Genomic DNA, 12,580 nt, shown 5'->3' with positions numbered 1-12,580 from the left:
CCTCCTACTTACACAATTCATCAAGTGCATTATATAGCTCAACATAAGCCTTTAGCACATCGTTATCTTTTGCTTTTGTTTCAATTTCTTGTAATGCAAGTTCATAAGAATTTGCATAATAGGACTTTTCCATTACCATATTGCCGGTTTCATCAATATACCAAAAAGCAAAGATATAGTCTGTATTCATAGTATTTGCTTTTAGACCGTTATTATAACAAACAGACATTTTTTCTGTATCGGTAATGTTGTTTAATGAATAAACTTCAACACCCTTTAGCTTTAACAAATCTTTTCCACAAGGAATATTACTTCTGTTATAGCCTAAATCTTTTAAGTCACCGTTATTGCAGTTATACACAGCATAACCGTAATCTTTGCAAGTTTTCTCAATACAACCGTCTACATTAAATGAAAGGCAGTCACTACACTTTAGGCAAACATTTTCTGTAAGATTTTCGCACAACACTATATTTTTAACATTACTGTTTAATGGGTTATCAATCTTGTTTCCTACATTTTCACTAGGTGCAACATTCTTCTTAAACATAGTGTCATATAGCTTAACAATCTTGTTGCAAACATTGATTTCTTTACTGTTAAAGTCTAGATTTTCAGCATTACAAAACATAGGGTAAAGTTGTCTGTCCTTAATACCACTATGAACAATCTTATCACTTTCTTCTCTGGCGAACATTACATAAATATGACTTTTTAGATTCTTTATATAAAGGTCACCTGAGATTTCACCACCACTATATTTATAACCATTCTGAGTTGTGGTTTTGTTACACTTAACCTTTGTGCCATTTGTCATCATTTCTTTAGGTGCAGGCTTTTCACTGTCTTCTGTAATAATGTAGTACATATCTAGGTTTTCACCTTTACCATAACAAGTTAAGTTATATGGTTCATCATAATGAAAATTAGTGTAGTAAGAGAACCTCTGTTGATTTAGTGGCAGGTCAACAATTTCAACATAATTTGAAATACCTGTACCGGAATAATCCCCTGTACCTGTTACTACAAGGTAGGCATATTTTCCTACCATATCCTTAGTAACTTTTAGAGTTTTACCTGTTTCATTAGGTAGTGGTGTTCCCTCTTTCCCCTTTTCATCAGCAATATACCACTGATATGTGCAGGTAGTTGCAGTATCCTTAAATGTAGGACTTAATGTACCGTTAGGCATATTTACGCCACTTATGATAGGATTCTCAATCTTCTTACCTAAGTTAATTGACTTACCCTCAATAAATACTGCTGAATTATAAATTGCATCGGAACAGTCGGCAATTGCAAGTTTTAGCTTTACTTTGCCACCCTTAGGAATTTGTTTTGAAGTTTGAGCAGTAAACACATTACTCATACCGTTAAAGCTGTCTTTATATACCTTGCTTGCTGAACCGGTAAAATACTTGCCATACTTAATATTCATAATTGAAGTATTATTTCCATTAGGTAGCTTTGCAATATTTTCATCATAGATACCGTCATTGTCGTAATCTACAAACAAACCGAAACAATCGTTGTAAATATCAGGTTGGTCAAATTCTGCTGAACCAAAAGAATAATTAAAGGCTAAAACAGTATCATAATTTTCATTATTAGTTAGGGTAAACTCCACACTTGCCAAATCGTACATACTGAAGTTAGTCATTTTCTTTAAATCTTTATCTGTTTGACTGTAGAAATGTACTTCATCACTGCCTCGTTTTGATGACTCCAAAATACTTGACACATAACCTGTGGATAACACAAGTCCTTCATCAATGCCAACATTACCTTTGCCATTTTTGAAAGCACCTATCTGTCCTGATAAATTACCCTTCACCTTAATGTTAGAGACATTCATACCATCCGACAGTACAGAAGAAACTATCTTCTCCTTATCACTTACATTAGTTACAGTAAAATTTTCTTTAGCACCGACACTTATAATAGGCAAACAAAGTGCTGCCATACCAATAGAAACTACTGCTTTACATTTGTTTCTGAAATTCAAATTCTGAAACACCATCCTTTCTCATTTATTTATATGCGATGGATGGTGCAAAATTACTGTTATTTTCGTTTACAAGTTAAATTTGTTACATTAAACATAATAAATTACAGTAACAAAAAATTTTCCTTTATATTTCATAAACCTTTAGAAAAATTAATTTGTAGAATTTTCCCTTTCATTGTGCTAAATCACAAAAGGAAAAAGGACTGCCTTTGCAGTCCCAATCCTTAACTATTCAAAACATCATCTATTATATCGTAATGTAGGTTAATAGCGTTTTCACATTTTTCTTTATCCTTACTAATAAGGCTACTTAAAATATTTTTATGTGCAGTATCTAACTTTTCTTTTGTATCAATGCCAATAATCTTAATTACTTCATCAATCCATCCTCTATACACATCAATAACTGCATCCATTATTGCCATCCAAAATACATTACCTGAGGACATAGCAAGAAGATAATGAAACATTTTATCCTTATCAACTTCATCATCAGTTGAAATGGTTTCTTTATTTAGTACACTTTCAATTTCAGTAAAGTCAAAGTCACTTTTGTTCATAATTGTCATACAAACAGAAAGTTCCATTGTTCTTCTAAAATCACAAATATCTTTCTTAGACACTACCTTTATCATAAGTAATGTTCGTATCATTTCAGAAAATTTCTTAGACACATTACCTGTATAGTAGTTGCCTGAACCTCTCACACTTTCTGTGATACCCATATTTTCTAAACTTCTTAGGGCCTCTCTTGTGGAGTTTCTGCTAATGCCTAATTGTCCTGACAAAGTTCTTTCTGTTGGAAGTCTGTCACCGATAGAAATATTGCCATTTGCAATTTCACTACAAATATAGTCAACTGCTTTTTGATATTCTCTAGAATTTTCTTTCATAAGTCACCTTACATAAACTGAGCAAACACTGATGCACCGATAACTGTCATCAAACCGGAAACTGCAATAGACAAGCTACTCATAGCACCTTCGGTTTCGCCCATTTCCATTGCTTTTGCAGTACCTACTGCGTGACTTGCAGTACCGATAGCAATACCCTTTGCAATAGGATCTTTGATTTTAAACAACTTGCAAATTGCCGGTGCAATAATATTGCCAAGTACGCCTGTAACAATGATAATTACACAAGTAAGTGTAACATTGCCTTTTAATTCTTCTGAAACACCGATACCGATAGCAGTAGTAATTGACTTAGGTAACATTGTTACATACTCTGTATGATTTAGTCCAAAAATCACACTCATACCTAAAACAGAAAGCAAAGAAGTAAGTACACCGGAAAGAATACCTATCAAAATTGCCTTAATGTTCTTCTTAAGCACCTCTAGCTTTTCATAAAGAGGAATTGCTAAACAAACAGTAGCAGGTGTTAAAAGATAGTTAAGATATTTAGCACCGCTGTTATAAACTTTATAGTCAATACCACTTACAAGCAAAACAACAATTGTTGCTACAATAGAAATAAGTAGTGGATTAAAAATAGCTAACTTAAACTTGTTATTTAACAAGATACCAAAACCATAGGACAAAATGCTAATCGCAACACCAAAAAATACAGAATCCTCAAAAAAGTTCATTATTCCTTATCCCCCTTTTTACTATGTCTAATAACCCACTGTGTAACTCTACCGGCAACTGCCATAACAAGTACAGTTGAAACAATAGTAATAATTGCATAGGCAATAACATTAGGCTTAATAATATCCCAAGACTCAATTATACCTACTGCTGCAGGTATAAACATCAATGGCATAATTTCAATTAGGAATACTGCTGTTTTCTTAATCTCATGAACCTTGATGACCTTGAAATGTAGGCACAAAAACATTATTACCAAACCATAGATACTTGATGGTATAGGCAAAGGAATAAGATAATTCAAAAGTTCCCCTATTAATGAAATTACAATGATAATCCCAAATTCACGAATATATTTCATAAAACCCCTCCAAAATTGGTACTACCAATTATACACCTTTAAAATTCTACGGTCAATAAATAGATGTACATTTCTTAAAAACTGTTAATACCACTATGTAGAAAGGTTTTCTCACTATAATTTTGTGAATATTTTAATTTTTAATACGGATATAATTACAATTGCAAAATTCAAATCAGAGTTTTATAATTATAATATAATTTTATAGGAAGTAATAATATGCAAACTATTGATGAGGCATTAGAAAAATTAAGTAAATCAAAGTTCCGTTCAAGTTTTCACTTAAAAGAAAAGGACATTGAATATATAAACAAAGTTGGTATGGAAAAAATAAAACAACATGCAAAGGACTTTATCAAAACAAGACTTGCACCAAAATATATTCCCAATGACGGAAAGCAAACACCAATGAAGGGGCATCCTGTTTTCATTGCACAACATGCTTGTGGTTGTTGCTGTAGAGGTTGCTTAAACAAATGGTATAGAGTAAGTAAGTCCACCATTCTTACCGAAACTCAGCAAGAAAAAATTGTAAACCTACTTATGGCTTGGATTGAAAAGGAATATAACAGTAAAATTAATACACAAAAATAAGCCCTATTCACAACAGAATAGGGCTTTGCTATACCAATATTTAATTAGATAAACTTTGCAATAACATCAAGTTCTCTTCTCTTAGGTGCTGAAGGTTCAATATCTCTGTAACCTAAAGCAATGATACCCATAATAATTTCATTAGAAGGAATCTCGAGTGTATTTCTTGTAGCAATTTCATCTCTGACACCCATAACAAGTGTATCAAGACCAAGGTCAGATGCTTTCATCATTAGATTCTGATTCTGTAAACCTAAATCATAAGCACCCCATAGGTTACCGGCTTCATTAGTTGGTGAACCGTTCTTTTCAAAACCTGACCAATCCTTAACGAATGTTGTAACAATAAGTACCGGTGCATTCTCAGCATTAATACCGTTACGAGAAAGTAGGCAATTCTCCTTAATTTCCTTTAGCTTTTCTTCATCTGTAACAACATAATATCTACCTGTTTGTGAATTTTTCCAAGTAGGTGCTTGTTGAGCTGCTTTGAGGATTTCTTCTATTGTTTCTCTATCAACAGTAGTATCAGCTTTATATTTTCTAACACTTCTTCTTTTCTCCAGTAATTCATTAAATTCCATAGCAAACTCCTTGTGTATAAATTTTATTTCATTTTATCAACTTTTCAATAATATGTAAAGTAGTTTATAAAAAATGGGTAGTTAAGAAACTACCCATTAAATATTTTAAATTATTGTGTTACACACTTGTCAAGATCAGCAGTAATCTTTTCTTTGTCCATATGTTGACCGATAAATACTAACTTAATTTCTCTGTCACCATAAACATCATCCCAGTTCTTCTTAGCCTCAGGATATTCCTTTAGGTAAAGTTCCTGTTGTTTCTTAGGGAAAGCAGTTAGCCACTTGCCCTGTTCAGTAGCAGAAATCTGTACACCGGCCTGTTCAAATACAAACACACTGTCTCTCTGGTCATCAAACCAAACAATACCCTTTGCACGAACAACACTCTTTGGCCAATGGTTTACAAATTCTTGTAGCTTTTCCTGACTAAATGGTCTTCTACTATGATATACGAATGTACCGATACCATATTCATCTTCGTCATCATCGTGATGGTGGCCACAGTTACATACACCATGTTCATGATCACAATGTGAATGGTCCTCATGGTCATGGTCGTGATGTTCATGATCGTGGTCATGGTCATGATGGTGGTGATGATGGTGATGGTGATGATGTTCTTCTTCCATCTCTTCCTCATCCTTATCATAAACCTGAGCCCAACCTGCTGATTCGGCAGTATCTTCAAATGTATAACTGTTTGTATCTAGGATGTCACCTACTGCAACCTTACCGTAAGTTGTTTCAATAATTCTAGCCTTTGGCTGTAGAACCTTAATCATAGCCTTAACCTTGTCTAACTGTTCAGGCTTAACCATATCAACCTTATTAAGAACGATTGTAGAACAGAATTCAATCTGCTGAATTAGTAGGTTCTCAATATCTTCTTCAGCAACTTCCTTCTTTAGTAGGTCATCACCACAACCAAATTCTGATGCAAGTCTTAATGCATCAACAACAGTTGCAATGTTATCCAGATGACATAGTGCAGGAGTTTCTTCATCACCCTCCAGCATAGCAATTGACTGTGCAATAGGTAGTGGTTCACAAATACCACTGGCTTCAATAAGAATGTAGTCATACTTACCACTTTCGCAAAGGTCAGTAATTTGGTTAATAAGGTCAACATTAAGTGTACAACAGATACAACCGTTTGATAGTGGTACAAGGTTCTGGTCTTCCTGAGTTACAACACCTGTTTTCTGAATTAGTTCAGCATCAATGTTAACTTCACCAATATCGTTAACGATAACTGCACATTTGTAACCTTCCTGATTATTTAAAACATGATTTATTAAAGTAGTTTTACCTGCTCCTAAGTAACCTGTAAGTAGGGTAATCGGAATAGGCTTTCTTGTATTATTCATAGTACAATTCCTTTCTAAAATAAAGATTTGCTCACCTGAATTTTATTATAACACAAATTCCGAAAAAGTAAAATAATGTTTACTTTTATTTTTCTGTATATAATGTATAACATTTTTTATTTGCTTTATCCCCTAACACATCAAGACTTTTTTCTGAAATCAAAATTTCTTTCTTCTCTTTAGTTAGCCTTTTGATTTGATATTCAAGTTTTGAGGCTAAAGAACGATTTTCCGAAACAAAGACAATTTCAATTTTCTCTGCATTATGGGTATGGGTATATTTTGCACCTTTAGGTAACTTTTCCTTATGCTCGGTAAATCTTCTTTTTATATCGGTAGTAATCCCACAGTAAAGGCTATTGTCACTACATCTTATAAGGTATGTATAGTACATAATTTTCCTAACTAAAAAGGACTATAAGAATATAGTCCTAATTTTAAAATAAAAATTTTTCGTAATCAATTTCAGGTAACTTAGTTTCCTTGTCTAAACTGGCATTTTTGCAGTTTTCAAGAACAATCTTAAGAGTGTCGTTAAACTGAATAAGTTGTTCATCAGTTAAGTCACCTGCCATTTGATAAATAAGGCTAAAGAGGTTTTTCTTCTGCTTTAACAGAACAGGCAAAGCCTTTTCGCTATTAATAGAAATTCTAAGAATTCTTCTGTCTGATTCATCTTGATATGTATTTAGATAACCACTTTTTCTTAAAATCTCAACATTTCTTGACACTAAGCCTTTGCTTACTTCCATATTCTGTGCTAAGTCGGAAACAGTATTTTTGTCCGGATAATATCTTAGTGAAGTTAGAATTTCTAACCCACATACAGAAATATCTTCATCTTCTACTGCTACCTTGCTAAACTTCTTGTAATTATGGATAGTAGCCTTAGAAACTTTGGTTAGTAATACACCTGTATCGTGTAAAAACTTTTCATCCACATAAACCACTCACTTTCTTTTATTGATAAACATTTTATCAAGTAAGCATTATAAAGTCAATGATATGTGAAGAAACTTGCCCTTTAAATGTTATTTTTTTAACGAAAAATCCATAAATATTCAAAACAAATGAACATTTATGGATTTCAGTTTATAAATTTATTGTTTATTCTTTTTGATTTGGCTATAAATCACTTTAACAAGCTGAATAATTACAGTAGGAATAAATGCCAGTAAACCGATAAAACCAACCTGAGTACCTGTCAAAACTTCAACACTAAACAGTGGTTGCATAAAAGGTACAAACAGTACAAATGCAAGTAACAACACACCAACTACAAATGCACCTACACTATAGATATTTGAGAACAAGCCCAGTTCAAAAATGGACTCTCTGCCTCTACAGTTAAAGCCATGGAAAAGTCTTGCAAGTGTAAGGGTAGCAAAAGCCATTGTACTTGCAACTGCTGAATTAACTTGTAGTCCAATATAGAAAGCTATAATTGTAACTGCACCGATTAATGCACCTTGTAGGAACATTAATGTTGTAAAGTCCTTTGTCAGTATTCCCGTTTTAGGGTCTCGTGGTTTTTGTCTTAGAACATCTTTATCCGGTTTTTCCATACCGATTGCAATTGCCGGTAATGAGTCGGTAAGCAAGTTGATAAATAGCAGATGTACTGCTTGGAAAGGTACAGGCAAAGCAAAGAATGAAGTATATAGCACTGCAAAGATACCTGCCATATTACCTGAAAGTAGGAACAGAATTGAGTTCTTAATATTTCTGAAAACATTTCTGCCATTTGCAACTGCTTTAATAATTGTTGCAAAGTTATCATCCTGAAGAATCATTGATGATGCATCCTTAGAAACTTCTGTACCGGTAATACCCATTGCAACACCAATATCGGCTTTCTTTAGTGCCGGTGCATCATTAACACCATCACCTGTCATAGAAACAATATTGCCTTTCTTCTGCCAAGCCTCAACAATTCTGATTTTGTTTTCAGGAGAAACTCTTGCATAAACAGAAATTTTCTCAATTGTCTTGTCAAGCTCAGCATCACTCATAGAGTCAAGCTCCATACCGGTAACTGCAATGTCACCATCTCTGAAAATTCCGATTTGCCTTGCAATTGCAGTTGCAGTAACCTTGTGGTCACCTGTAATCATAATAGGTTTAATACCGGCACTTATTGCATCTGCTACTGCTTGTTTTGACTCTTCTCGTGGTGGGTCAATCATAGAAACCAAACCTAAGAAAATATAGTCATATTCAGTATCGACACTTAACTGTTCATCTGACTCTTTATAAGCAAAGGTCAGGACTCTCAAGCCTTCTTCAGAATACTTTTTGTTTTGCAATAAGATTTTTTCTTTATCTTCTTTTGTAATAGGTCTTACACCCTCTTTAGTTGCAATGCTGATACATCTATCAAGAATTACATCCAAAGCACCCTTAGTTAGAATATGATTAACACCATGCATTTTGTACTTTGTACTCATCATTTTTCTATCTGAGTCAAAAGGTACTTCCTCTATTCTTTCAAGGGACTTTCTAATATCATTTTCGTCATAACCGATTTTACGGAATGTTTCCAGCAAAGCATATTCTGTAGGGTCACCGATACCCTTACCGTCAACAATACTTGAATCATTGTTAAGGACCATATCATAAACTAAATGTCTGTGACTTTCTACATCAAGGTCAAGTTGTTCTTCAAAAATACTTTCGTGATTAATATAGATTTTCTGTACAGTCATTTTATTCTGTGTCAATGTACCGGTTTTGTCGGAACAAATAACAGATACACAGCCTAAACTTTCTACTGCTTTTAAATTCTTAATAACTGCATTTTCCTTAGCCATTTTCTGAGTACCCATTGCCTGAACAATGGTAACAATAGAACCTAAAGCCTCAGGAATAGCTGCAACTGCAAGTGCAACAACAAACATCAATGCTTCAAGGATAGTGTCCTTATTAATAACCGGTGCTTGAATAAGGTTTAGCACAAAAACAATAGCAGAAATAATCATAATGATTATTGCAAGTTTTGCAGAGAATTTATCAAGGCTAACCTGTAAAGGTGTTTTCTTCTCTTTAGCACTATTCATTAAGGTTGCGATTTTGCCGATTTCAGTTTCCATACCTGTAGCAGTAACACACACCATTGCTCTACCGTAAGTTACTAAGCTACCTGAATACACCATATTTGTTCTGTCAGCTAAAGGAACTTCCTTGTCAATTATACTGTCATTTTTATCAACATTAGTTGACTCACCTGTAAGGGAACTTTCGTTAACTTGTAAGGAATAGTTATTAATTATTCTACCGTCAGCAACAATCAAGTCACCTGCCTCAAGAATAACAATATCACCTTTAACAACCTTCTTTGAGTCAATCTCAATCTTCTCACCGTTACGAATAACCTTAGCACTAGGTGATGAAAGCGACTTTAGGCTATCGAGAGTTTTTTCTGCTTTAATGTGTTGCACTGTTCCTAAAATTGCATTAAGGATAATAACTGCAAAAATTACAACAGTACCCTCTAGATTTCCGGAAAAAATTGAGATAATAGCAGCAATAATCAGAATAATAACTAACAAATCTGCAAACTGAGAAATAAACACACTAAAGGCTGATTTTTTCTTACCCTCAGCTAAAGCGTTTTCCCCATCTTTCTCCAGTTTTTCTTTTGCCCTTTCATCGGTAAGACCGTCTTTTGAAGTACCATACTGCTTTAGCACTTCTTCACTAGGCATTTGATACAAGTTTTTCATCTTTTCTCCTCCCAAAAAAAAATAATGATAAAGAGTAAAAAGAGAATAAAAAAAAGAGACTTTTATTGCAACACCCAATAACCTTAGGTACTACAATAAAAGTCTCGTTCTTTAAGATATAACCGATACCAAAAGGTATGTGTACTGACGGTTATACCACAGTATTCTGCGAACTACTCCCCTTTATTGCTTTGATATTATCACATTAATCTTGCTTTGTCAACTAATAAACTAAAACATATAATTATTTTTCACAAGAAAGAATTTTATTATATTAAATGCTATTATTTGCTATTTATTATTGACATTTAAGCATTTATATTATATTATAGTAAACGTTGTACAATTATTATAATATGTTATATTTATTACTTTAAACAGGTGGTGATAAGACTTATAATTTTTTAATATTGAATTGAGTGGTATTAACACACTGGAAAGGATGAAAAAGAAATGACAAAATTTACAAAAACCGTTTCATGCATAATGATGGCAAGTTTAATACTATTTATTGTTTTTGCAAATGCATTTACTTCAAATGCAACTATCACTTTAACAGAAAATCAAGTTAAAGCACCTATTGAAAAATATATTGCTGAAAGTTTAAAAAAATATGATACAAGAACTAAATCAACAATATCTTTCAATAACATTGTTGATAATAATAGTAGTTTTTATCAATATGCAAAGCAACTAACCACATTAACTAATAATAGATATAAAAGTTTTCAAAGTTTAAAATTAGATAAAGTAAACTATTATATTGAATACACTAGTTTTAAAAAATGCAAAAATTCATATAATATAGAGGCAAATGTATATGAAGAAAAAAAGTATTCTGACTCTAATATTCCTGGTTATGTTTGCACAAAACACAAATTTACACTTAAAAGCTTAAAAAACAAAGCTATTATTGTAAATGATGTAACTAATTCTGTTGAAGAACAATACTTGCAACATAATTCAAAATCTGATAAAATGGTAGTTAGTAAAGCTATTTCAACAGATAATATTAACATACAAAATGAACTTAAGCGCTCAAAAGCATTAAGTTTTAATAACAAATCTAATAATCATAATTTGATTATTAAAAAGGTTAATAAGTCTAATTTCGGCTTATTATCAAAAGAGAGTTCTAATTATAGCAATAATAATTATACAACAACTGAAAGTACCAATACAACTTTCAAAAAGGGAAAATATCATAAATACAATTTTAATTTTAATAAAATGTATCAATACGCTGAAAAATACAATGCAAGTAGCCCTAAGAAGAAAGCCAATAGGAATACAAATTACGCTAATTTCGACAATATGGGTGGTGATTGTACTAACTATGTTTCACAAATTTTGCGTGCAGGTGGTGCACCACTAGATACTACAGGAAACTATCAATGGTACTATCATAAAGTAACAGACAGGTCACCTTCATGGACAGGCGTGAATCAATTGTACAACTATTTAATTCATAATGATTATGTCGGTCCACAAGGTTCAATAATTAAATATGATCAACCTTATGTTGCTAGCAAAGGTGATATTATACAAGTAAAATTTAACGGTAAAAAAACTTTTACCCATTCATTATGGATAACTAGACATCAAACTGGAACAACATCCTGTACTAGAATTGCTTGTCATTCAAATGATAGATGGGAAGATAAGTTAGATTCGATTCCTGGAAGCAAAAGATGGATAAAATTGAAAGGTTACGGTAAAATATCATGAAAGTAACAAAAATAATAAGTATAGTTTTTGCTATTATAATTGCAATTTCACTATGCTCTTGCAGTAATGAAAGTAAAGACACTTCTGTTTCAGTAACTACTACACAAACAACAACTGTTGACCAATACAAAGAAGTTAAGAACAAAATTAACAGTACAATGCTCCTTTACTGTAACTCTTTAAAAGAACATAATGCTGATAATTTTAATATGTGCTTTGTAAAAGACAAAAGAGAAAACTACAGTAAAGGTGAAATTACTGCTCTATTTGATACTGTAGAAGAATGCAAATTACAGAAGATTGACTTTGACACATTAGAAAATGTGGGCAAAGATAAATTTACAGTTGAAGTATATTATACTATAGTATATTCAAAGGACTATGTTCCTGTTGGCAATCGTAAAGTAGGCAAAAATAACCTCCATGAAAGATTTACCTTTAATAAATCAGATAAGGATTACCTTATCTCAAATATGGAGTATGATTGGTAATTTGTTCTAGATTTATTTGCTTTATTTGCTTTACAAATTAGGGTTTGTAGGGCTAAATGTAAAGTGTTAAATTTCAGCAAATAAGGCTCCCTTGTGTAAAGGGAGCTGTCGCTTGTAAATTGGAAGAATG

At 32.6% G+C, this 12,580-nt stretch carries 12 protein-coding genes; 3 read left to right on the top strand and 9 right to left on the bottom strand.

The genetic code is table 11. The features are described from left to right. Positions 1 to 4 precede the first annotated feature (4 nt). The 4 genes from WMO18_RS04880 to WMO18_RS04865 form a co-directional block, all read right to left on the bottom strand. Complete coding sequence (locus WMO18_RS04880; protein ID WP_211147429.1) at positions 5 to 2,005, bottom strand: choice-of-anchor L domain-containing protein; 2,001 nt, start codon at positions 2,003 to 2,005, stop codon at positions 5 to 7. Positions 2,006 to 2,232: 227 nt separating this feature from the next. Continuing rightward, entirely contained in the window at positions 2,233 to 2,901 is a 669-nt protein-coding gene (locus WMO18_RS04875) for a FadR/GntR family transcriptional regulator (protein WP_211147430.1), read from the bottom strand. Positions 2,902 to 2,909: 8 nt separating this feature from the next. Beyond that, entirely contained in the window at positions 2,910 to 3,599 is a 690-nt protein-coding gene (locus WMO18_RS04870) for an LrgB family protein (RefSeq protein WP_211147431.1), read from the bottom strand. Then, positions 3,599 to 3,961, bottom strand: coding sequence for a CidA/LrgA family protein (locus WMO18_RS04865; protein ID WP_022505791.1), 363 nt, complete (start codon positions 3,959 to 3,961; stop codon positions 3,599 to 3,601). Before WMO18_RS04865 ends, WMO18_RS04870 begins: the two co-directional genes overlap by 1 nt. 219 nt (positions 3,962 to 4,180) lie before the next feature. On the opposite strand from WMO18_RS04865, the gene WMO18_RS04860 reads away from it, so the two are divergent. Further along, positions 4,181 to 4,555: a DUF4186 domain-containing protein gene (locus WMO18_RS04860; protein ID WP_211147432.1), complete on the top strand. Its 375-nt coding sequence runs from the start codon at positions 4,181 to 4,183 to the stop codon at positions 4,553 to 4,555. Positions 4,556 to 4,599: 44 nt separating this feature from the next. Here WMO18_RS04860 and WMO18_RS04855 read toward each other — a convergent pair whose 3' ends face one another. The 5 genes from WMO18_RS04855 to WMO18_RS04835 form a co-directional block, all read right to left on the bottom strand. Continuing rightward, positions 4,600 to 5,139 (bottom strand): nitroreductase family protein, encoded by a 540-nt coding sequence (locus WMO18_RS04855; protein ID WP_211147433.1) that lies wholly within the window; start codon positions 5,137 to 5,139, stop codon positions 4,600 to 4,602. Positions 5,140 to 5,249: 110 nt separating this feature from the next. Further along, positions 5,250 to 6,509: a CobW family GTP-binding protein gene (locus WMO18_RS04850; RefSeq protein ID WP_211147434.1), complete on the bottom strand. Its 1,260-nt coding sequence runs from the start codon at positions 6,507 to 6,509 to the stop codon at positions 5,250 to 5,252. Positions 6,510 to 6,594: 85 nt separating this feature from the next. Next, the gene (locus WMO18_RS04845) at positions 6,595 to 6,903 is read right to left on the bottom strand and encodes a GIY-YIG nuclease family protein (RefSeq protein ID WP_211147435.1); all 309 of its coding nucleotides are present in this window, start codon (positions 6,901 to 6,903) and stop codon (positions 6,595 to 6,597) included. 43 nt (positions 6,904 to 6,946) lie between these two features. Then, positions 6,947 to 7,450, bottom strand: a complete 504-nt coding sequence (locus WMO18_RS04840; RefSeq protein WP_211147436.1) for a MarR family winged helix-turn-helix transcriptional regulator — start codon at positions 7,448 to 7,450, stop codon at positions 6,947 to 6,949. A gap of 159 nt (positions 7,451 to 7,609) precedes the next feature. Beyond that, a complete protein-coding gene (locus WMO18_RS04835) occupies positions 7,610 to 10,231 on the bottom strand; it encodes a cation-translocating P-type ATPase (RefSeq protein WP_211147437.1) in 2,622 nt (873 codons plus the stop codon). 453 nt (positions 10,232 to 10,684) lie between these two features. Here WMO18_RS04835 and WMO18_RS04830 point away from each other — a divergent pair, with 453 nt between their 5' ends. Then, on the top strand, positions 10,685 to 11,959 hold the full coding sequence (locus WMO18_RS04830) for an amidase domain-containing protein (protein ID WP_367286405.1): 1,275 nt from the start codon (positions 10,685 to 10,687) through the stop codon (positions 11,957 to 11,959). Beyond that, complete coding sequence (locus WMO18_RS04825; protein ID WP_367286404.1) at positions 11,956 to 12,450, top strand: hypothetical protein; 495 nt, start codon at positions 11,956 to 11,958, stop codon at positions 12,448 to 12,450. Before WMO18_RS04830 ends, WMO18_RS04825 begins: the two co-directional genes overlap by 4 nt. Positions 12,451 to 12,580: the final 130 nt, after the last annotated feature.

This window comes from Ruminococcoides intestinihominis, from assembly GCF_040096285.1.
Taxonomy (GTDB): Bacteria; Bacillota; Clostridia; order Oscillospirales; family Acutalibacteraceae; genus Ruminococcoides; species Ruminococcoides intestinihominis.
This window is presented reverse-complemented; position numbering and strand designations above follow the sequence as displayed.